The sequence below is a fragment of the Mesorhizobium sp. M9A.F.Ca.ET.002.03.1.2 genome (assembly GCF_003952365.1).
GTDB lineage: Bacteria > Pseudomonadota > Alphaproteobacteria > Rhizobiales > Rhizobiaceae > Mesorhizobium.
This window is the reverse complement of the sequence record NZ_CP034443.1, coordinates 1,270,539-1,289,613: the sequence shown is the minus strand read 5'-3', so window position 1 is coordinate 1,289,613 and position 19,075 is coordinate 1,270,539. Positions and strand designations below refer to the sequence as shown.

Here is a 19,075-nt window from a genome sequence, read left to right as displayed (position 1 = left end):
GACGGATTTACGCACATGAGCGCACCGCGCACCCTCTACGACAAGATATTCGACGACCATGTCGTCGACCGCCAGGACGACGGCACCTGTCTGCTCTACATCGACCGTCACCTCGTCCATGAGGTGACCAGTCCGCAAGCCTTCGAAGGCCTGCGCATGAGCGGCAGAAAAGTCCGTCATCCGGAAAAGACGCTGGCCGTGGTCGACCACAATGTGTCGACCTCGCCTGAGCGCAAGTTCGGCATCAAGAACGAGGAAAGCCGCATCCAGGTCGAGGCGCTGGCCAAGAACGCCAAGGATTTCGGCGTCGAATATTATTCGGAGAACGATGTCCGGCAGGGCATCGTCCACATCATAGGTCCGGAGCAGGGTTTTACGCTGCCCGGCATGACCATCGTCTGTGGCGACAGTCACACCTCGACGCACGGCGCTTTCGGCGCACTGGCGCATGGCATCGGCACCTCGGAAGTCGAGCATGTGCTGGCCACGCAGACGCTGATCCAGCGCAAGGCCAAGAACATGCTGGTGCGCGTCGATGGCGCGCTGCCGGAAGGCGTCACGGCCAAGGACATCATTTTGGCGATCATCGGCGAGATCGGCACCGCCGGCGGCACCGGCTACGTCATCGAGTATGCCGGCGAAGCGATCCGCGCGCTGTCCATGGAAGGCCGCATGACCATCTGCAACATGTCGATCGAGGGCGGCGCCCGCGCCGGCCTGATCGCGCCCGACGAGACGACCTTCGCCTATGTCAAGGGAAAGCCGCGCGCTCCCAAGGGCGAGGCGTGGGATGCAGCACTTGCCTATTGGAAGACGCTGCAGTCCGACGAAGGCGCGCATTTCGACAAGGTGGTCGTGCTCGACGCGGCGAAATTGCCGCCGATCGTCTCCTGGGGTTCCTCGCCCGAGGACGTCGTCTCGGTCCAGGGCATCGTGCCGAACCCAGACGATATCACTGATGAGAATAAGCGCACGTCCAAGCAGCGCGCGCTCGACTATATGGGCCTGACGCCGGGCACCAAGATCACCGATATCGCGCTCGACCGCGTCTTCATCGGCTCCTGCACCAACGGCCGCATCGAGGATCTGCGCGCCGTCGCCAAGGTGGTCGAGGGCAGACGAGTCAGCCCGCATGTCGATGCGATGATCGTGCCGGGTTCCGGTCTGGTCAAGGAGCAGGCGGAGGCCGAAGGTCTCGACAAGATCTTTGTCGCGGCCGGCTTCGACTGGCGCGAGCCGGGCTGCTCGATGTGCCTTGCCATGAACGACGACCGCCTGAAGCCGCACGAGCGTTGCGCCTCCACCTCGAACCGCAATTTCGAGGGCCGGCAAGGCTTCAAGGGCCGCACCCATCTGGTGTCGCCGGCCATGGCGGCGGCAGCGGCGATCGCCGGCCACTTCGTCGATATCCGTGAATGGAAGTAACCCGGAGCTGTCACAGTCCGTATATGCGTATATGAGTGCATGCCAGAGCCCGAACCGCGATGCGGTTCGGGCTTTCTTCACGCCGGGCGCCTTACGAACTCATGGAATTGCTCACGCCGGCCGGGTTGCTCCGCAGCGACCACCAGCGCCAGCTGGCGTTCGTCGAAGAGCTTGAACCACTCGTCCCACTCGACCAGTTCGTAGCCGCCGGCGTTGGCCGGGCGTTCGGCCTGGTCCTGGTCCTGATAGGCGTGCTGGCCGAAGACCAGCCTCAGCAAGGCTTGCGTTCCCGTTTCAGGCGACACGTCGACGATTGCCGGAAATCCAGCACGCGCCGCGGCCCATGAGCGAATTGCCTCATGATCGGTCAGCATGATCGTATCGGCCATGAAAGCGTCTCCCATCGATTGCTGCTGGAAAACGCCGGCCGCGGTTTCAAGTTCCGTGCAGCAGTTTTAACGGCGATATTCCGCATATTCGACTTTGCTTAACCGCTTGTTTGGGCTTCCGGCCTAAGGGTCTTCCTTGACGGAAGCGTGGGGTCACGGTCCTTGGACACCGGTCTGCTGATAGGGTTGCTCAACCCGACGATCGCGCTTGCGCTCGGCGCGGTGTTTCTCGTGCTTTGGTTCTATCAACGTCACCGCCCCTATCTGGCCGTGCTGGCCACCAGCTACTGGCTTTCGGCGGCCGGTTTCCTGTTGCAGCATTTCACCCTGCCCATCGGCATGGCGCCGACCAAGCTGCTGTCCGTCATATGCTTCACCATCGCCGCCTGTGGTCTCGCCGGCGCGATCGTGGCGCGTTATGGGCGGCGCGTGCCCCTTGTTGCGATCGGCGTTCTGGCGGGCGGCGGCCTGGCCGCTTTCTGCTGGTTCATGTTCATCCGGCCCGATCTCACCTGGCGTGTCCTGGTGATGAATTTCGCTTTCGGCGGCCTCAGCCTGGTTGTCGCAGCCGAACTGCGCGTGGTGCGCGACAGAGGTCCGACGGAAATGATCCTGTTCGTGCTGTCGCTGCTTTCCGGGCTGAACTTCTTCGTGCGTACGCTCGTCGTCGTCATCGCGCACGGGCCGTATCAAAGCTATGACGGGTTCTATGCCTCCTCCTACTGGACGACGGCGTTGCTGTCGCATGCGCTGCTGTCGTTGCTCATCGCGCTTTGCCTGTTCTGCGCGGCTGCACTCGACGTGATGAAAGCGCTGAAGGCCGAGGCGTATACCGATCCGCTGTCGGGCCTGCTCAATCGCCGCGGCTTCGAGGAGCGCGCCACGCTTCTCCTGCAGCACTGTGCCACAGCCAAGCTACCCGTCGCGCTGGTGCTCGCCGACCTCGATCATTTCAAGGCGCTCAACGATCTGCACGGGCATGCGGCGGGCGATCGCGTGATCGCCGACTTCGCCGCCAAGCTTCGATCGGCTGCCGGCACCAGCGGCGTTGCCGGGCGCATTGGTGGAGAGGAGTTCGCCGTGCTTTTGCCGCTGAGCGACCTTGGGGCGGCAAGGCTGTTTGCCGAAGCCATCCGCACGCTCTATTCGGCGGGCAGCGTCGACGGGCTTCCACCGGGCACAAGGGTGACGGCGAGCTTCGGCGTGGCGGGCCGCACCGGCGAGGAGGGGCTGGAGCCGCTGATGCGCCGCGCCGACGATGCTCTTTACAGAGCCAAAAGGAACGGCCGCGACAGCGTGCACCTGTCCTACGAACGGTCGGAAACGGTGTTCGTTCTGGGACCGTTCAAAGCCGGCTGACCTTCCACGCGTGAGCTCACGTTAACGTCTTTTTCGCCCGTCCGTGATTTGTTGTCGCAAGGAGTGCGAAAACCACATGGGCGGCGCAGAATTCATCCTGGCAATCAACCTGCTCGTCGCCGGCCTGCTGGCGGCAGCGTTCATGACTGTCTCGTTCTACGATGTGGGGCGCGTGTCGGCTCGCTGGCTGGTCATCGCCTATCTGCTCGGAATGGTCTATTTCGCCATCGAGTTCGCCATTCCGGTCTTCGACAATGCGCGGCCCGCGGTCGTCGCGGGCTTCGCCGTTTTCCTCGGCGCCACCGTCGCCTTCAATGGCGGGCTTGCCCATAAATACGGTGTGGCGCCGCCCTGGGCGCCGATGCTCGTCTTTCTGTTTGCGGCCAGCGCGGCCGTGTATTTCGTGCAGGATCTGCCGCGCGAGTCGCTTGCCCGGATGATGGCCTACCAGCTTCCCTATGCCGCCATGCAGTTCGTCGGCGTCGCCATCGTCTGGTCGTCCAGGCAAAGACGCGACCGGCTCGACCATCTGCTGATGGCCGTTCTGGCGGCCAGCGCCCTGCAGTTCGTGAGCAAGCCGTTCATCGCCCATGCGTTGGGTGGCTGGGGCGTCAATCCGCAGGCCTACCTGCAGAGCAACTACGCTCTGGTGTCGCAATCGCTCGGCACTGTCTTCGGCATGGCAATCGCGCTTCTTATGCTGATCATCCTGGTCCGTGACGTGCTCGCCGAGGCGACGTCGAAGTCGGAGACGGACACGCTATCAAGGCTGCTCAACCGAGGCGGCTTCGAACGTCACGCCGAGCTCGCGATGCTTGACGCCGTGCGCAAGGGTATTCCGGTCGCCCTGGTCATCGCCGACCTCGATCATTTCAAGAGCATCAACGACAGTTTCGGCCACGCATCCGGCGACCGGGTCATCGAGACCTTTGCCGGCTTCCTGCGTGATGCGGCCGCCGACCATCACGTCGCCGGCCGCATCGGCGGTGAGGAGTTCGCCATCATCCTGCCGGGAACCAACCTCGCCGCAGCGCGGCTCTTCGCCGAAGGCGCGCGCAGCGCTTTCGGAGCCTTGCCGATAGACTGTCTGCCGGCGGAGCATCGTTGTACCGCCAGCTTCGGCGTTGCCGAGCTTCACCCGGCCGAAGGTTTCGCCGATCTGATGCGGCGTGCGGACGAGGCGCTCTACCAGGCTAAGGGCAGCGGACGCGATCGCGTGCGCATCTCCATGGGGTCGATCACCGTGGGGCAGGCGGGAGTGGCATTGCCGGATCGAATCAGCGGCAGGGGCTGAGTTCGGGCATCTCGCCGTCGGAAAGGCCGTACATATAGCTGCGGCCCTTTACGAAAACCGGTGGCCTGTAGCAGTCGCGGCCGCTGACATCGTCCGTTTCGTTTTCATAGATGATTTTGGGTTGGTCGGCGCCGACGTAGTCGGACAATTCCTTGGCCAATTTGCCCTCGCCGACGAGAATGCGCTTGTAGCCGGCGGCGCTCTCTATGACGAGATTGCCGAAGGAATCGGCGTAGACGCGGTCGCGTGTCCCGGTGCGTGCCGGTGCCGCCAAGCCGATGACCGCCGCCACCAGGACGAGCGCCGCCAATATGAGCGCCGGGAGGCGCGATCTGCCTGAATTCGAACGCATGGCGTCCTCCATTGTCAGAGGCGAACCTCGTCGAATCAGAAATTAACCTTTTCTTAACCTTTGTTAAGAGGCTTGCCTTGCAGGTCGCCAGGTCTCGGCAAACATGGTTAATATCCGTCGCCCCGGAAGGCCGTGGCCATCATTCGGCCATGCTTGCCCGCACCATCGCGGCCGGGGGTCGAGCGCGGCGTCGGGTGAACTTGGCAAACACTGCGGCTGGATTAATGCACAGGGAGACTGCTTATGGCGTTACGCCGGACGTTTCGGGTGACGCTTGCCCTTTTGCCATTGCTGATCACGGCTGCCTGCGTGTCGCAGACCAACGCGCCGAAGGCCGGAAATACGGCCGCGGCCGCCACGACCGATTTGACGGCACCGCAGCCGCGCACCGCGACCTACAATTGCGCCGATGGCGGCAGGATGACCATCGAAAATCTCGGCACGTCCGTGCGCGTGCTTGGTCCCGACGGCGTCAGCCAGGATCTGCCGGCTTCGCCCGCCAATCAGAACAGTCGCTTCGGCGAGGCGCATGACGCAATCGTGATCGACGGCCGCGACGCGCTGGTGATGAAGGGTGGGAAGACGCCGCTGACCTGCACCCGCTAATTTGGGTGTGTCGATATTCAGGTGAGGCCGGCCAGACCTGAAAGCTCAACACATAAGGCCCGGGCCAGGCTGATATCCCGCACTGCAGCGACGATGCGCCGGCTTTGAGCCGACCCCTAATCGATTGAAGCTCGAAGCGTCTCTTTATTCAGACTAAATTACGTTTCCAAAACGGTTTTCTGGCTTTGACGCGGTGCAAAAAGAGCATTAGAAACCGGCTGTCCGAAGTCGCATCCGGAAGCGGTCACGCCGCATTTCCACCTGGGGCTCCAGAGACGCCGAACTGGGGGAGCCATGAGCAAATCACCAGCCACCCGCGAATTTGCCAGACGTGAACGGCCGCTTTCGCCGCATCTGACCGTCTATCGACCGCCGATCACGATGACGATGTCGATCATCCATCGCATCACCGGTGGGGCGCTCTATTTCGGCACGCTGCTGGTCGCCCTGTGGCTGATGGCGGCAGCGAGCTCCGAGGTCACCTTCGATGCCGTCAACTGGGCCTTCGGCTCGTGGCTGGGGCGGCTGGTGCTGTTCGGCTACACCTGGGCGCTGATGCACCATATGCTCGGCGGTGTGCGCCATCTAATCTGGGACACCGGGGCAGGCCTTGAAAAGAACACCGCCTCGAGGATCGCCTGGGCGACGCTGGCCGGCTCGATTGTGCTGACGCTGCTGATCTGGATCGCCGGCTACATGGCGCGGGGAGCCTGACATGAGCGCCAACAAGACCGACATGCGCACGCCGCTGGCGAAGGTCCGCGGCCTCGGCTCGGCCCGCGAGGGCACGGAGCATTTCTGGCGCCAGCGCCTGACGGCAATCGCCAACATCCCGCTGATCCTGTTCTTCGTCGGCTTCCTGATTGCGCTCAACGGCGCCGGCTATGCGGAGGTGCGCGCCGCACTTGCCAACCCGTTCGTGGCTGTGGTGCTGGCGCTGGTGCTCTTGTCCGGGCTTTACCACATGCGGCTCGGCATGCAGGCGATCATCGAGGACTATGTGCATAGCGAGGGTGCGAGGCTGGCGTTGCTCGCCCTCAACACATTCTTTTCCGTAGTGGTCGGCGTTGCCTCGATCTTCGCCCTGCTCAAACTGGCATTTGGAGGCTGACGTTTTGGCCAAGGACGCGAAAAACGCCAACACGGCTTCCGCCTACACCTATGTCGACCACAAATTCGACGTGGTGGTCGTCGGCGCTGGCGGCGCCGGCCTGCGCGCCACGCTCGGCATGGCCGAACAGGGCCTGCGCACCGCCTGCATCACCAAGGTTTTCCCGACGCGCTCGCATACGGTGGCGGCGCAGGGCGGCATTGCCGCCTCGCTCGCCAATATGGGCCCCGACAACTGGCAGTGGCATCTCTTCGACACGGTCAAGGGTTCGGATTGGCTCGGTGACACCGACGCGCAAGAGTACATGGTGCGCGAGGCGCCGGCGGCGGTCTACGAGCTTGAGCATTACGGCGTTCCCTTCAGCCGCACCGAGGACGGGAAAATCTATCAGCGGCCGTTCGGCGGCATGATGATGAATTTCGGCGAGGGGCCGCCGGTGCAGCGCACCTGTGCCGCCGCCGACCGCACCGGCCACGCCATGCTGCACACGCTCTACGGCCAGTCGCTGAAGCATAATGCGCAGTTCTTCATCGAGTATTTTGCGCTCGACCTGATCATGGAGCCGGACGGAACCTGCACCGGCGTCGTCGCCTGGAACCTCGACGACGGCACCATCCATCGTTTTTCGGCCAAGATGGTGGTGCTGGCGACCGGCGGCTATGGCCGCGCCTATTTCTCGGCGACCTCGGCGCACACCTGCACCGGCGACGGGGGCGGCATGGCCGCTCGTGCCGGGCTGGCGCTGCAGGACATGGAGTTCGTGCAGTTCCACCCGACCGGCATCTACGGCGCCGGCTGCCTGATCACCGAAGGCGCGCGCGGCGAGGGCGGCTATCTCGTCAATTCCGAGGGCGAGCGTTTCATGGAGCGCTACGCGCCATCGGCCAAGGACCTTGCCTCGCGCGACGTGGTTTCGCGCTGCATGACGCTGGAAATCCGCGAAGGCCGTGGCGTCGGGCCGAAGAAGGACCACATTTTTCTCCACCTCGACCACCTTGATCCGGCCGTTTTGCACGAAAGGCTGCCGGGGATTTCAGAGTCGGCAAAAATCTTCGCCGGCGTCGACCTGACCAAGGAGCCGATCCCGGTGCTGCCGACGGTCCACTACAATATGGGCGGCGTGCCGACCAATTACTGGGGCGAGGTGCTCAACCCGACCGCCTTGAACCCGGACCAGGTGTCGCCCGGGCTGATGGCGGTCGGCGAAGCCGGCTGCGCCTCCGTCCATGGCGCCAACCGGCTGGGCTCGAACTCGCTGATCGATCTGGTGGTGTTCGGCCGCGCGGCGGCGATCAGGGCCGGCCAGGTGATCGACCGCAACGCCGCGATCGCGTCGCCCAACGAAGCCTCGGTCGAAAAGATCATGGATCGCTTCGACCGGCTGCGTCATGCCAACGGCTCGACGCCGACCGCTGTGCTGCGTGAGAAGATGCAGAAGGCGATGCAGGACGATGCGGCGGTGTTCCGCACCCAGGAATCGCTGGAAAGCGGCTGCAAGCGCGTTTCGCAGATATGGGGCGAGCTCAAGGATGTCAAAGTGTTCGACCGCTCGATGATCTGGAACTCCGACCTGGTCGAGACGCTGGAGCTGGAAAACCTGATGGCCAACGCCATCACCACCGTCCACGGCGCCGAGGCGCGCAAGGAGAGCCGCGGCGCGCATGCGCGGGAGGACTTTTCGGCACGCGACGACGCGACCTGGCGCAAGCATACGCTGGCCCGCCTCAGCGAGGCCGGCGAGGTGACGCTGACCTACCGGCCGGTGCATACCGAGCCGCTGCTCAAGGAAGCAGACGGCGGCATCAACCCGGCCAAGATCGCGCCAAAGGCCAGGGTGTATTGACGATGGCGCTGGCGGCTTCTGGATATTCCGGCACGCCCCTTCCGGCCAAGCTCGGCCTGAAGGACGGGATGACGGCCGCCTTCATCGCTTTGCCGGCGGAACTGGACGACCTGACTGACGCCGTCGACTTCGCCCATGTCGACCGGCTGCCAGACTGGTCGAAGATTTCCGGCGTTCGCGAAAAATACGATGCCGTCCACGCCTTTACCAAACACCGCGCCGAAATCGAGGATCGCCTCGCCGGCATCGAGGCGGCGATCAAGCGTGACGGCATGGTCTGGGTGTCCTGGCCGAAGAAGGCATCGAAGGTGCCAACCGACGTCACCGAGGACGTTATCCGGGCGGAGGCGCTGAAGCTCGACCTGGTCGACGTGAAGGTCGCGGCTGTGAGCGGGATCTGGTCCGGGCTGAAGCTCGTCATCCGAAAGGACCTGAGGTAATGGTCGAACTCACGCTTCCGAAAAATTCGAAGATCAAGGTCGGCAAAACCTGGCCGAAGCCGGAGGGTGCGACGAATCTGCGGGAGTATCGCATCTACCGCTGGTCGCCGGACGATGACGAGAACCCGCGCATGGACACCTATTTCGTCGACATGGACGATTGCGGGCCGATGGTGCTCGACGCGCTGCTCTGGATCAAGAACAAGATCGACCCGACACTGACGCTGCGCCGCTCCTGCCGCGAGGGTATTTGCGGCTCTTGCGCCATGAACATCGACGGGTCCAACACGCTGGCCTGTACCAAGGGCTGCGACGACATTTCCGGCGCGATCAAGGTCTATCCGCTACCGCACATGCCGGTGGTCAAGGATCTGGTGCCCGACCTCACCAATTTCTACGCCCAGCACGCCTCGATCGAGCCGTGGCTGAAGACGGTGTCGCCAGAGCCGGCCAAGGAATGGCTGCAGAGCCACGAGGACCGCGAGAAACTCGACGGGCTCTATGAATGCATCTTGTGCGCCTGCTGCTCGACCTCGTGCCCGAGCTACTGGTGGAACGGCGACCGTTATCTCGGCCCGGCAACGCTGCTGCAGGCCTATCGCTGGCTGATCGATTCTAGGGACGAGGCCAAGGGCGAACGGCTCGACAATCTCGAAGACCCGTTCAGGCTCTATCGCTGCCACACCATCATGAACTGCGCCCAAACCTGCCCCAAGGGGCTCAACCCGGCCAAGGCGATCGCCGAGATCAAGAAGATGATGGTGGAGAGAAGGGTTTAGGCTGAGGCGGTTTCCGGCTCGCCCGCTGCGATCCTTCGCGCCCCCCTTCTGGCCTGACGGACATCTCCCCCACGAGGGGGAGATCGGCAACTCCGCTGATGGCGCCTTTGTTGCGGCGTTGGCGATTGGCGAAAGCCGTTGCGACAATCAATCTCCCCCCAAGTGGGGGAGATGTCCGGCAGGACAGAGGGGGGCGCTGTCCCGCCGGCTTCAAAAAAGTTCTGCTCTGTCGTGGCGCTCTGATGTCTGTCAAAATCACAGTACCAAGGAACCACTAGCGATCAAATCAAACAGCCAATCCGATGACTGATTCCGAATTGCCCATCCTCTCCCCCATCGAAGCGCGTGTGCTCGGTTGCCTGATCGAAAAGAAGGAACTGACACCCGATATCTACCCGCTGACGCTCAATGCAGCACTTGCCGCAGCGAACCAGAAGACGGCGCGCGAGCCGGTGATGTCGGTCGAGCTTGCTGAGGTAAGACGAGCGCTTGGTCAGTTGGAGCATAAGGGCCTGGTCAGGCAGGTCTTTGCCTCGCGCGTCGAGCGCTATGAGCATCTGATGGCGCAGCGCTTTTCGCTGACGACGCCGCAGATCACATTGATTGGCCTGCTGCTTCTGCGCGGCCCGCAGACCGGCCATGAACTGCTGGCACGGGCCGAACGCATGGCACGGTTTTCCTCCATCGACGATGCAACCGCCGAACTCGACCTTTTGAGCAGCCGCAGGCCGCCGCTGGTGCGGTTGCTCGAACGCGCACCCGGCCAGCGCGAGGAGCGCTATGTCCATCTGCTCAGCGGCCCGGTGGGAGTGGTTGCGGCAGCGGCGCCATGGCAGCCGCCGGCGCCATCATCGGCGCGCGATCTCGAAGCGCGGGTGAAAGCGCTGGAAGAAGAAGTTGCGGCGTTGCGTGCGAAGATCGAGGCGCTGGGCGGCGAAGGCCGGCAATAATCGCTTGAGAGTTGGCGGGACAGCGCCCCCCTCTGGCCGGCAGGCCAGAGGAGGGCGCGAAGGATCGCCGCAGGGCAAATAGAAACGCCTGTCAGCCAAGTTTGGCGTCGAGCGACACATTGATGGCGCCAAGCGCCTTCGAGACCGGGCATTCGGCCTTGGCCTTCTCGGCCAACTCCTTGAACTTGGCTGCGTCGATGCCAGGCACCTTGCCGACGACGGTCAGCGCGCTGCCGGTGATCCCCGTGCCGGGAACAAGCGTCACCACCGCCTTGGCGTCGAGTTGATCGGCGGGCGTGCCGTTCTCGGCCAGGAAGTGGGAGAACTGCATGGCAAAGCAGCCGGCATGCGCCGCCGCGATCAGCTCTTCCGGATTGGTTCCGGACTTGCCGCTCTCGTCCTCGAAGCGTGCCTTGAACGAATAGGGCGTGCCGTTCAGGGTCCCGCTCTGGGTGTCGAGCGTGCCCTTGCCTTCCTTCAGATTGCCTTTCCAGACGGCGTTCGCGGTGCGGTCCATAAAGTCCTCCTTGATTGTCGTGGTTGCGCCGGCGGAACACAGGCGTTCTCCCCAACTATAGCGCGGGCGCGCGGGAAGACCACCGCGCTCTTCGAGCGGCCACGCGATGTTGGCGGCGGCAGGCCAAAAAATCTCAAAAAATGTGCGTGCAAAAATGTCGACTTCCATCTGGCCCGGCCGTCCTGCGGGCGGCCACGGGTTTTGCGGCCGGATGGAGGTTCACATGGACGGTTTGTTCTTCGCAGTATGGAAAAGTCCTGACCGCAAGCCCAAACGGCAGGAAGACTACTGGTTGCATGTGCCACCTTCCGGCTTCGGCCGGCTGCTGGCGGCGATCGCCATCATCGGAGTCGCGGCATGCGTTCTCGATCACGCGGCGGCAGTCAAAGGCGGCGCTGACACCATCACCGTTGCATCCTATGGTTCGTCACAACAAGGGAGCTGGAAATGAAATATGTTTGTCTGGTCTACGGCGAAGAAAACGATCTTCTCGCAATGACGCCGGAGAGGTTGGCCAAGCTCGACGCGGATTCGCTGGCCCATGACCGGTCATTGGACCAACGCGGGATGTTGATCATCGCGCAGGCGCTGCAATCGGTGAAGACGTCGAAATCGGTACGCCGGCGCAAGGGCAAGCGGTTGATCACCGACGGCCCGTTCGCCGAAACCAAGGAGCAATTGCTCGGCTTCGTCATGATCGAGGCCGGGGACCTCGACGAGGCGCTGGAGATCGCCGGCGAGATTCCGCTGGCCGAAATCGGCACGGTCGAGGTCCGGGCGATCTATAACGTGCCGGGGTCTTAGAGATCCGTCCCGTTTTGCGCAGGACCTTCGGCGGAATCAAATTTTCTTCGGCGGACGCAACTTTTGCGCGTTGAAACAAGGCAATACTTCTTCTATCGTCGCTGCGGTTGGGGGTTTCGGGCATGCATATACTGATTGCTGCAATTGGCCTGCTGGGAGCGGCAGCGTTCTGGTGGTACCGGCTGAAGATCATGAACGACGCAGCGCGTGAGGTTGCGGATGTCTTCGGTCGCGTCCAGGGCAATGTGCGCCGCAAGAAATTGCGCAAGCAGGCGGCGCTCTCACCGCTGACGGCGATCGACGATCCGGTCGTGGCAGCCGCGACGCTGATCACCGCCATTGTTTCCGAGAATGGTCCTGTCCTGCCGCAGCGCGAGGCCGCTATTCGGTTGGTGATTTCGGAGATTGCCGACGAGAAGAAGACGGATGAGGCGGTGGTCTATGCCAAATGGGCGGCGTCGCAGATCGACGATGCCGCGATCGTCGTCGACAAGCTGGCGCCGTTCCTGCGCGAACGCCTTGACGTGACCGAGCGAAACGATTTGCTGCAGATGGTGAAACGCGCAGCGCAGGCTGGTGAGCAACCCCTGAAGATATCCGACCAGCGAATGCTGCGGCTGCGGCAAAAACTCGGCTTCGAGGTCAACTGAACGAATTGCCTGACGCTCAGTACTGGCTACCCTACGGGGTTAGATCGCCTCGCCCTTGAGCAGTTTCGGCGTGTCGCCGGACAGTCCGGACGCCTGGCGGATGAAAAAATCCTTCAGCCGCGGCATGCGTTCGACAAGGCCGAGGCCGACGTCGCGGACGGCGCGCAACGGGCCGATGTCGTTGGAAAACAGCCGGTTCAGGACATCGGTGGCGACGCCCATCTGCAGCGTGTCGAAGCGCCGCCACTGCTGGTAGCGTTCGAGCACGTCGAGCGCGCCGATATCCTGGCCGAGCCGGTCGGCCTCGACCACCACTTCGGCCAATGCCGCCACATCCTTGAAGCCGAGATTGAGGCCCTGGCCTGCGATCGGATGGATGCCGTGGGCGGCGTCGCCGGCGAGCGCGATGCGCGGCGCGACGAAGGCGCGGGCAAGCGTCAGGCCGAGCGGCCAGGCACGTGGCCTGTCGGCGACGTGGATCTCGCCGAGCTTCAGGCCAAAGCGCTGTTCCAGCTCATGCTCGAAGACGAGGTCGTCGCCGTCGACCAGTTTTTCGGCATCCGCCGTCCGCTCGGTCCAGACGATCGACGAGCGGTTGGTCCCGTCCTTGTCCGGCTTGAGCGGCAGCGTGGCGAAGGGGCCGGCGGGGAGAAAATGCTCTTCGGCGCGGCCATTGTGCGGCCGTTCATGCGCCACCGTGCAGACGATGCCGGACTGGCCATATTCCCATTTTACCGTCTTGATGCCGGCCATGTCGCGCAGCTTCGAATTGACGCCGTCGGCGGCGACCAGCAGCCGCGCTTTCAGTGTCGCGCCGTCGGCAAGATGCACGGTGATGCCGGCGCCGTTCACGTCGAAGGCGTTGACCGCAACGCCTTCGATGATGTCGATGCCGAGTTTTTCAGCGCGCCGGCGCAAGGCGCCGTTCAGATCCTTGTTGGCGACCATATGCGCAAAGGGTTCGCCGGGCGCGACTTCGCCGTCGAAGGTAAGAAACACCGGGCGCACCGGGTCGGACGTGCGCGAATCGGTGATGATCATTTCGGTGATCGCCTGCGCCTCCGGCGCAATTTCGGCCCAGACGCCGAGTTGGTCGAGCATGCGGCAAGCGGCAGCGGCGATGGCCGAGGCGCGGCCGTCCTTTTGCCAGACGCCGGCGGGCGCGGCGTCGACGACAGCGACCGCCAAGCTCGGTCGCGCCTGTTTCAGCGATACGGCGCTGGCCAGACCAACATAGCCGGCGCCGGCGACCAGAATATCGAGCGAGGTTCGGTTTTTTGCATTCGCCTTGCGGTCCACCATGGCAAATTCCTTTCCGGCCAAATCCCTTCCGGCCTTGACTGCCCGTCTTTCCTGTCGGAAACCGCCATAACACTTCTTTGGCTAGTGTCCCGATTCTGAAATTCGCCTGAGTTGGATATCGAGGGCAGTACGAATTTCAGAATCGTAAGGACACTAGCAAACTAAGGGTTTCTAGTGTTGTTTGGATTTCGAAGTTCGCGCCGAGCGCGATATCGAAATCAGGCGAACTTCGAAATCCAAACAACACTGGGGCGCGAAACATGACGGCGGCCATGGACGAGCTTCTCGGCATTCTCGACCTCGAGCAGCTGGAACACAACCTGTACCGTGGTCGCAGCCCCAAACTCGACTGGCAGCGTATCTTCGGCGGCCAGACCATCGCCCAGGCGCTGGTCGCCGCCCAGCGCACGGTCGAGCCCGAACGCCACGTGCATTCGCTGCACGGCTATTTCATGCGGCCCGGCGACACCAAGGTGCCGATCATCTATGAGGTCGACCGCATCCGCGATGGCGGCTCCTTCACCACGCGCCGCGTGGTGGCGATCCAGCACGGCCATGCGATCTTTTCGCTGGAAGCCTCGTTCCAGCAGGACGAGGTCGGTCTCGAGCACCAGGTGCCGATGCCGCAGGACGTGCCGGCGCCCGACACGTTGCTGTCGCAGCGCGAATTGATTGGCAAGTTCGGCGAGGCCGTGCCCGACGGCATCCGGCGCTACTGGGAGCGTGACCGGCCGATCGAGATGAAACCGGTGATGCTGGAGCATTACACCAGCCGGGAAAAGCTGGAGCCGAAGCAGAACATCTGGATCCGCACGACCGGCCCGGTTCCGGCCGATCGCGCCACGCAGGCGGCCGTGCTTGCCTATCTTTCCGACATGACGCTGCTCGATACGTCGACCTTTGCGCATGGCCGCGCCATTTTCGATAGCGACATCCAGGCGGCGAGCCTCGATCACGCCATGTGGTTCCACCGCAGCCATCCGCTCGACGACTGGATGCTCTACACGCAAGACAGCCCGTCGACGCAAGGGTCGCGGGGGTTTACCCGCGGGTCGCTGTTCGCCCGCGACGGCACGTTGATCGCCTCGGTTGCCCAGGAAGGGCTGATCCGCCTGAAGCGGCCGCCCGCCGAATAGGCATTTTTCAAAAATTGCCTATTTTTAATCACGCGCATTGCCGCGACAGTGAACAGCCGGCTGCTGAACACCCCTCAACTTCTTTGTTTACAACAGGTTAATGAGCTGCTTCGGCAACTGGCACGGAGCTTGAATCCTAGCTGGCACTCTCCGGCTCTCTTGGGGATCGGCGAAGTCGTGCAAACGCGGGGGACCCGCAACAGCAAAGGGTGAAACCTTATGAAAATCGTGATGGCAATCATCAAGCCGTTCAAGCTCGACGAGGTGCGCGAAGCGCTCACCGCAGTCGGCATCCAGGGCCTGACCGTCACCGAAGTCAAAGGCTACGGGCGTCAGAAGGGACACACGGAAATTTATCGCGGGGCGGAATACGCGGTCAGCTTCCTGCCGAAGATCAAGATCGAAGTCGCGGTCGGCCTGGACATGGTCGACAAGGCTGTCGAAGCCATCACCGCAGCGGCCAAGACCGGTCAGATCGGCGACGGCAAGATCTTCGTTTTCGGCATCGACCAGGCGGTGCGCATCCGCACCGGCGAAACAGACACCGACGCGCTTTGAGCTGCGGACACGTATTCCAATGGAGAGTTCAATGAATATTCCTTCTACTTTGAAGTCAGCGGCGCGCACCGCGCTGCTGGGCGCGTTCACGCTTGGAGCGTTGGGCACGATTGCCGCTTTCGCACAGGAAGCAGCTCCTGCCGCCGAAGCGGCAGCGCCAGCAGCGCCGGCCTTCACCGTCGACAAGGGCGACACGACGTGGATGATGGTTTCCACCGTGCTGGTGCTGTTGATGACCATTCCCGGCCTTGCCCTTTTCTACGGCGGCCTGGTTCGCGCCAAGAATATGCTGTCGGTGCTGATGCAGGTCTTCACCATCACCAGCGTGGTCATGATCGTCTGGGTTTTCTACGGCTACAGCCTTGCCTTCACCCCCGGCAACGCCTTCGTCGGCGGCCTTTCCAAGATGTTTCTGGCCGGCGTCGACGTGACGACGCTGTCGGAAACCTTCACCAAGGGCGTTGCCATTCCCGAACTGGTGTTCGTCATCTTCCAGATGACCTTCGCCTGCATCACCCCCGCCCTGATCGTCGGCGCCTTCGCCGAACGCATCAAGTTCTCCGCTGTGATCCTTTTCACCATCCTGTGGGTGACGTTCGTCTACTTCCCGATCGCGCACATGGTCTGGTTCTGGGGCGGCCCGAGCGCTTATGGCGACCCGTCCGGACTCATCTTCGGCTTCGGTGCCGTCGACTTCGCCGGCGGCACGGTCGTTCACATCAATGCGGGTATCGCCGGCATCGTCGGTGCGCTCATGATCGGCAAGCGCATCGGCTACAATAAGGACATCATGGCGCCGCACTCGATGACGCTGACCATGGTCGGCGCTTCGCTGCTGTGGGTCGGCTGGTTCGGCTTCAACGCCGGTTCGAACCTCGAAGCCAACGCTTACGCAGTGCTGGCGATGATCAACACCTTCGTCGCCACAGCGGCGGCGGCAGTGACCTGGATCGTGCTTGAAACGCTGCTGCGCGGCAAAGCGTCCATGCTTGGCGCGGTTTCGGGCGCTGTTACCGGCCTTGTCGCCGTCACGCCCGCTGCCGGCTTTGCCGGGCCGATGGGCGCCATCGTGCTCGGCATCGTCGCCACCTGTGGCTGCTACTTCTTCGTCTCGGTCGTGAAGAACAAGTTCGGCTACGACGACAGTCTCGATGTCTTCGGCATCCACTGCATCGGCGGCATCATCGGCGCGCTCGGCACCGGCATCCTGGTCAATCCCGCTCTCGGCGGCGCTGGCATCGTCGATTATTCGACGGCCGACTTCGCCGCCGGCTATGCCGGAACGGCCACCCAGCTGTGGTCGCAGTTCAAGGGTGTCCTGGTAACCGTCCTGTGGTCGGGTATCGGCAGCGCCATCCTCTACAAGATCGTCGATATGATCGTGGGCCTGCGTCCGACAGCCGATGCAGAGCGTGAAGGGCTCGACCTCACCTCGCATGGTGAAGCGGCCTATCACCCATAAGCCCTGTGCAGGGCGGCCTTGGCTGCCCCGCATCCTCCCATCCCGTCGTGACGCCCCGAAAAGGGGCTCGCGCCCTGAGGCCCGGACATGCTCCGGGCCTCTTTTTTGTCGTGCGACCCCGTGCCGGTCGCGGTTCAGGCTCGATCACAATCGTTTGATCAGGCGGTCGATCGACCGCTGGTGTGAAACATCGGCCGTACCGGTTCCGAACTGTGGTGGCGATCGCCGTTTAGGCGCTCGTGAAAACAACAGGGAAGGAACCTATGTCATGAACATCAAGAACATCTGCCTCGGAGCGCTTGCTCTTTCCATGATCAGCGGAGCGGCATTTGCCGGCGCTCTCGATTCACCCGATAACATGGCGCCGTTCTACACCGACTCCAGCATGAAGACCATGAAGCCGAAGGATGAGTTCAAGACTACGTTCATGTCGATGCCGATGGAAAAGCAGGAAGCAATGAAGAAAGAATGCAATGACGCGGCGATGAGCAAGCCGTATGCCGAGTTCTGCGCGAACGTGCAGGCGCTCGGCGGCGCGAATTAGCAACCGCAGTCAGGTTTTGGCCGGATCGTTGATGGCGGGCCAGCGTGCCCGCCATTGTCGTTGAGGAGGTTGGTTGCGAAGCAAGGTCGATTCCACCGGGTTGAACGAAATCGGCAAGCTACTTGTCTGGTACAGCCTTCCGGCCGGGACTTTTCCTAAAGCGCGTCGCGCTGAAACGGATTCATGCGACGCGCTTTAGGTTTTTTGTTTTTATGCATGTCGTTGTCCCAAAACCGAGATCACTTTTGGGCGACATGCATTAGGCCTTGTCGACGTAACTGTGTTAGTCGCGGAACCAATGTCCGATATCGTTACCTCGTCTCACCGTTCCGTCCATCGCCGCCGCGCCTGGTTTCTTCGAGGCGCGCGGGGAGCGTTCTCGCTTCCGGGGTTGATCTTGGTCAGTTCTTTCGTCGGATTCGCCGCGCTGGCCGAGGACGCCGGCGTGACCGTCGCGCAGGCCGTCTTCATGACCGGAACCGTCTGGGCGCTGCCGTCGAAGGTCGTTTTCGTCGGCGCGATTCTTGCCGGGGCCTCGTTGCCGGCGGTGGCGATGGCGGTGACCCTTTCGGCGATCCGCCTGATGCCGATGGTGATGGCGCTGGTGCCGGAAATGCGCGACGAGCGCACACCCCGCTGGGTGCTCTATGTCTTGTCGCATTGCGTCGCCGTAACCTCTTGGGTACTGGCGATGGAGCAGCTGAAGCACGTGCCGCGCGCCATGCGCACGACCTGGTATGCCGGGCTCGGCATCACGCTGATCGCGGCCAACATGGTTGTGGTCGCGGTCGTCTACGCGCTGGCCGACTCGCTGCCGTCGGCCGTCTCGGCGGCGCTGCTGATGCTGACGCCGATGTACTTCCTCACGTCCCTGTGGGGCTCGGCGCGCGAGCGGGCAGGGCACGTGGCGATGGTTCTCGGTCTCGTCCTTGGGCCGCTGTTCCATCTTCTGTTGCCCGAAGCCGATCTGCTGGCGGCGGGGCTTGTCGGCGGCGCGGTCGCCTATGCCTGGCACCGGATGCGTCAGAACGTAGCCGCATGACCTATTTCTCGTCCGATCACTGGTGGTGGCCGTTTCTGTTCATCCTGCTCGCGGGCTGGCTGGCGACGGACTTCTGGCGATTCCTCGGCGTTGCGCTCGGTGGGCGCATGGAGGAAGGATCGGATCTTCTGGTCCTCGTGCGGGCCGTTGCGACTGCGCTCGTCGCGGCGGTGGTTGGTAATTTGATTGTCTTTCCCGGAGGCGCCCTGGCGGCGACGCCACTGGCGCTGCGGGTCGGGGCCGCAGCACTTGGATTTGCCGCCTATCTCGGCGGCGGCAGGCGCATGATCGTCGGCATCGTCACGGCCGAGGCGATTCTGTGCCTGGGGCTCTGGCTGGGGGTCTAGATCGTTCCGGGCCCTTTTTTGCGCGCCGGTGGCCCGCTATTACCGTTGTATGAACGACGTCTCCCCCAGGGGCTGCGCCGGACGTATCGCGACAATGCAAGATGCTCACCGCAAGAAGTCACCCCAAGGGCCTTATAGTTAATGCGGCCTTAACCTTCCCGCCGA

23 protein-coding genes are annotated in these 19,075 nt (G+C 62.9%); 19 read left to right on the top strand and 4 right to left on the bottom strand.

Annotated features, from left to right (window positions below):
* Positions 1–15 precede the first annotated feature (15 nt).
* Positions 16–1,425 (top strand): 3-isopropylmalate dehydratase large subunit, encoded by a 1,410-nt coding sequence (gene leuC / locus EJ066_RS06450; protein WP_126035962.1) that lies wholly within the window; start codon positions 16–18, stop codon positions 1,423–1,425.
* Between the two features lie 77 nt (positions 1,426–1,502).
* On the opposite strand, the gene EJ066_RS06445 is transcribed toward leuC, so the two are convergent.
* Positions 1,503–1,814, bottom strand: a complete 312-nt coding sequence (locus EJ066_RS06445) for a hypothetical protein (RefSeq protein ID WP_126035960.1) — start codon at positions 1,812–1,814, stop codon at positions 1,503–1,505.
* Positions 1,815–1,976: 162 nt separating this feature from the next.
* Here EJ066_RS06445 and EJ066_RS06440 point away from each other — a divergent pair, with 162 nt between their 5' ends.
* Together EJ066_RS06440 and EJ066_RS06435 are read left to right on the top strand one after the other, a co-directional pair.
* Entirely contained in the window at positions 1,977–3,173 is a 1,197-nt protein-coding gene (locus EJ066_RS06440) for a GGDEF domain-containing protein (RefSeq protein WP_126035958.1), read from the top strand.
* Between the two features lie 76 nt (positions 3,174–3,249).
* Entirely contained in the window at positions 3,250–4,467 is a 1,218-nt protein-coding gene (locus EJ066_RS06435) for a GGDEF domain-containing protein (protein WP_126035956.1), read from the top strand.
* Here the strand turns inward: EJ066_RS06435 and EJ066_RS06430 are convergent.
* Positions 4,451–4,819, bottom strand: a complete 369-nt coding sequence (locus EJ066_RS06430; protein ID WP_126035954.1) for a hypothetical protein — start codon at positions 4,817–4,819, stop codon at positions 4,451–4,453. The genes EJ066_RS06435 and EJ066_RS06430 overlap by 17 nt on opposite strands.
* A gap of 243 nt (positions 4,820–5,062) precedes the next feature.
* Here EJ066_RS06430 and EJ066_RS06425 point away from each other — a divergent pair, with 243 nt between their 5' ends.
* From EJ066_RS06425 to EJ066_RS06390, 7 genes are all read left to right on the top strand, one after another.
* Positions 5,063–5,425: a hypothetical protein gene (locus EJ066_RS06425; protein WP_126035952.1), complete on the top strand. Its 363-nt coding sequence runs from the start codon at positions 5,063–5,065 to the stop codon at positions 5,423–5,425.
* A 294-nt stretch (positions 5,426–5,719) separates the two neighbouring features.
* Positions 5,720–6,139: a succinate dehydrogenase, cytochrome b556 subunit gene (gene sdhC / locus EJ066_RS06420; protein WP_126035950.1), complete on the top strand. Its 420-nt coding sequence runs from the start codon at positions 5,720–5,722 to the stop codon at positions 6,137–6,139.
* Position 6,140: 1 nt separating this feature from the next.
* Positions 6,141–6,536 (top strand): succinate dehydrogenase, hydrophobic membrane anchor protein, encoded by a 396-nt coding sequence (gene sdhD / locus EJ066_RS06415; RefSeq protein ID WP_126035948.1) that lies wholly within the window; start codon positions 6,141–6,143, stop codon positions 6,534–6,536.
* A 4-nt stretch (positions 6,537–6,540) separates the two neighbouring features.
* The gene (gene sdhA / locus EJ066_RS06410; protein WP_126035946.1) at positions 6,541–8,379 is read left to right on the top strand and encodes a succinate dehydrogenase flavoprotein subunit; all 1,839 of its coding nucleotides are present in this window, start codon (positions 6,541–6,543) and stop codon (positions 8,377–8,379) included.
* Positions 8,380–8,381: 2 nt separating this feature from the next.
* Positions 8,382–8,819 (top strand): DUF3052 family protein, encoded by a 438-nt coding sequence (locus tag EJ066_RS06405; protein ID WP_126035944.1) that lies wholly within the window; start codon positions 8,382–8,384, stop codon positions 8,817–8,819.
* Positions 8,819–9,598 (top strand): succinate dehydrogenase iron-sulfur subunit, encoded by a 780-nt coding sequence (locus EJ066_RS06400; RefSeq protein ID WP_126035942.1) that lies wholly within the window; start codon positions 8,819–8,821, stop codon positions 9,596–9,598. Before EJ066_RS06405 ends, EJ066_RS06400 begins: the two co-directional genes overlap by 1 nt.
* Positions 9,599–9,900: 302 nt before the next feature.
* The gene (locus tag EJ066_RS06390; RefSeq protein WP_126035940.1) at positions 9,901–10,548 is read left to right on the top strand and encodes a DUF480 domain-containing protein; all 648 of its coding nucleotides are present in this window, start codon (positions 9,901–9,903) and stop codon (positions 10,546–10,548) included.
* Between the two features lie 91 nt (positions 10,549–10,639).
* Here the strand turns inward: EJ066_RS06390 and EJ066_RS06385 are convergent, their stop codons facing one another.
* Positions 10,640–11,065 carry an OsmC family protein gene (locus EJ066_RS06385; RefSeq protein WP_126035938.1) on the bottom strand — a complete coding sequence of 142 codons (426 nt, stop codon included), beginning with the start codon at positions 11,063–11,065 and terminating at the stop codon, positions 10,640–10,642.
* A 223-nt stretch (positions 11,066–11,288) separates the two neighbouring features.
* Here EJ066_RS06385 and EJ066_RS06380 point away from each other — a divergent pair, with 223 nt between their 5' ends.
* From EJ066_RS06380 to EJ066_RS06370, 3 genes are all read left to right on the top strand, one after another.
* Positions 11,289–11,516 carry a hypothetical protein gene (locus EJ066_RS06380; RefSeq protein WP_126035936.1) on the top strand — a complete coding sequence of 76 codons (228 nt, stop codon included), beginning with the start codon at positions 11,289–11,291 and terminating at the stop codon, positions 11,514–11,516.
* The gene (locus tag EJ066_RS06375) at positions 11,513–11,869 is read left to right on the top strand and encodes a YciI family protein (RefSeq protein ID WP_126035935.1); all 357 of its coding nucleotides are present in this window, start codon (positions 11,513–11,515) and stop codon (positions 11,867–11,869) included. Before EJ066_RS06380 ends, EJ066_RS06375 begins: the two co-directional genes overlap by 4 nt.
* Positions 11,870–11,991: 122 nt before the next feature.
* On the top strand, positions 11,992–12,519 hold the full coding sequence (locus tag EJ066_RS06370) for a hypothetical protein (RefSeq protein ID WP_126035932.1): 528 nt from the start codon (positions 11,992–11,994) through the stop codon (positions 12,517–12,519).
* A gap of 39 nt (positions 12,520–12,558) precedes the next feature.
* On the opposite strand, the gene EJ066_RS06365 is transcribed toward EJ066_RS06370, so the two are convergent.
* The gene (locus EJ066_RS06365; protein ID WP_126035930.1) at positions 12,559–13,821 is read right to left on the bottom strand and encodes a ubiquinone biosynthesis hydroxylase; all 1,263 of its coding nucleotides are present in this window, start codon (positions 13,819–13,821) and stop codon (positions 12,559–12,561) included.
* A 260-nt stretch (positions 13,822–14,081) separates the two neighbouring features.
* Here EJ066_RS06365 and tesB point away from each other — a divergent pair, with 260 nt between their 5' ends.
* The 6 genes from tesB to EJ066_RS06335 all read left to right on the top strand — a co-directional run bounded on the left by tesB (position 14,082) and on the right by EJ066_RS06335 (position 18,910).
* Positions 14,082–14,957, top strand: a complete 876-nt coding sequence (gene tesB, locus EJ066_RS06360; protein WP_126035927.1) for an acyl-CoA thioesterase II — start codon at positions 14,082–14,084, stop codon at positions 14,955–14,957.
* A gap of 219 nt (positions 14,958–15,176) precedes the next feature.
* Positions 15,177–15,515 carry a P-II family nitrogen regulator gene (locus EJ066_RS06355; protein ID WP_023800571.1) on the top strand — a complete coding sequence of 113 codons (339 nt, stop codon included), beginning with the start codon at positions 15,177–15,179 and terminating at the stop codon, positions 15,513–15,515.
* Between the two features lie 31 nt (positions 15,516–15,546).
* Complete coding sequence (locus EJ066_RS06350) at positions 15,547–16,977, top strand: ammonium transporter (RefSeq protein ID WP_126035925.1); 1,431 nt, start codon at positions 15,547–15,549, stop codon at positions 16,975–16,977.
* Positions 16,978–17,245: 268 nt separating this feature from the next.
* Positions 17,246–17,521, top strand: a complete 276-nt coding sequence (locus EJ066_RS06345) for a hypothetical protein (RefSeq protein WP_126035923.1) — start codon at positions 17,246–17,248, stop codon at positions 17,519–17,521.
* 397 nt (positions 17,522–17,918) lie between these two features.
* Positions 17,919–18,563: an AzlC family ABC transporter permease gene (locus EJ066_RS06340; RefSeq protein WP_348629290.1), complete on the top strand. Its 645-nt coding sequence runs from the start codon at positions 17,919–17,921 to the stop codon at positions 18,561–18,563.
* A complete protein-coding gene (locus EJ066_RS06335) occupies positions 18,560–18,910 on the top strand; it encodes an AzlD domain-containing protein (RefSeq protein ID WP_126035919.1) in 351 nt (116 codons plus the stop codon). The genes EJ066_RS06340 and EJ066_RS06335 overlap by 4 nt, the downstream gene beginning before the upstream one ends.
* Positions 18,911–19,075: the final 165 nt, after the last annotated feature.

Excerpts from the sequence above, each read along its gene's own strand:
- leuC (WP_126035962.1), top strand. The coding sequence starts at position 16 with ATGAGCGCACCGCGCACCCTCTACGACAAGATATTCGACGACCATGTC.
- EJ066_RS06445 (WP_126035960.1), bottom strand. The coding sequence starts at position 1,814 with ATGGCCGATACGATCATGCTGACCGATCATGAGGCAATTCGCTCATGG.
- EJ066_RS06435 (WP_126035956.1), top strand. The coding sequence starts at position 3,250 with ATGGGCGGCGCAGAATTCATCCTGGCAATCAACCTGCTCGTCGCCGGC.
- EJ066_RS06430 (WP_126035954.1), bottom strand. The coding sequence starts at position 4,819 with ATGCGTTCGAATTCAGGCAGATCGCGCCTCCCGGCGCTCATATTGGCG.
- EJ066_RS06425 (WP_126035952.1), top strand. The coding sequence starts at position 5,063 with ATGGCGTTACGCCGGACGTTTCGGGTGACGCTTGCCCTTTTGCCATTG.
- sdhC (WP_126035950.1), top strand. The coding sequence starts at position 5,720 with ATGAGCAAATCACCAGCCACCCGCGAATTTGCCAGACGTGAACGGCCG.
- sdhD (WP_126035948.1), top strand. The coding sequence starts at position 6,141 with ATGAGCGCCAACAAGACCGACATGCGCACGCCGCTGGCGAAGGTCCGC.
- EJ066_RS06405 (WP_126035944.1), top strand. The coding sequence starts at position 8,382 with ATGGCGCTGGCGGCTTCTGGATATTCCGGCACGCCCCTTCCGGCCAAG.
- EJ066_RS06400 (WP_126035942.1), top strand. The coding sequence starts at position 8,819 with ATGGTCGAACTCACGCTTCCGAAAAATTCGAAGATCAAGGTCGGCAAA.
- EJ066_RS06390 (WP_126035940.1), top strand. The coding sequence starts at position 9,901 with ATGACTGATTCCGAATTGCCCATCCTCTCCCCCATCGAAGCGCGTGTG.
- EJ066_RS06385 (WP_126035938.1), bottom strand. The coding sequence starts at position 11,065 with ATGGACCGCACCGCGAACGCCGTCTGGAAAGGCAATCTGAAGGAAGGC.
- EJ066_RS06380 (WP_126035936.1), top strand. The coding sequence starts at position 11,289 with ATGGACGGTTTGTTCTTCGCAGTATGGAAAAGTCCTGACCGCAAGCCC.
- EJ066_RS06375 (WP_126035935.1), top strand. The coding sequence starts at position 11,513 with ATGAAATATGTTTGTCTGGTCTACGGCGAAGAAAACGATCTTCTCGCA.
- EJ066_RS06370 (WP_126035932.1), top strand. The coding sequence starts at position 11,992 with ATGCATATACTGATTGCTGCAATTGGCCTGCTGGGAGCGGCAGCGTTC.
- EJ066_RS06365 (WP_126035930.1), bottom strand. The coding sequence starts at position 13,821 with ATGGTGGACCGCAAGGCGAATGCAAAAAACCGAACCTCGCTCGATATT.
- tesB (WP_126035927.1), top strand. The coding sequence starts at position 14,082 with ATGACGGCGGCCATGGACGAGCTTCTCGGCATTCTCGACCTCGAGCAG.
- EJ066_RS06355 (WP_023800571.1), top strand. The coding sequence starts at position 15,177 with ATGAAAATCGTGATGGCAATCATCAAGCCGTTCAAGCTCGACGAGGTG.
- EJ066_RS06350 (WP_126035925.1), top strand. The coding sequence starts at position 15,547 with ATGAATATTCCTTCTACTTTGAAGTCAGCGGCGCGCACCGCGCTGCTG.
- EJ066_RS06345 (WP_126035923.1), top strand. The coding sequence starts at position 17,246 with ATGAACATCAAGAACATCTGCCTCGGAGCGCTTGCTCTTTCCATGATC.
- EJ066_RS06335 (WP_126035919.1), top strand. The coding sequence starts at position 18,560 with ATGACCTATTTCTCGTCCGATCACTGGTGGTGGCCGTTTCTGTTCATC.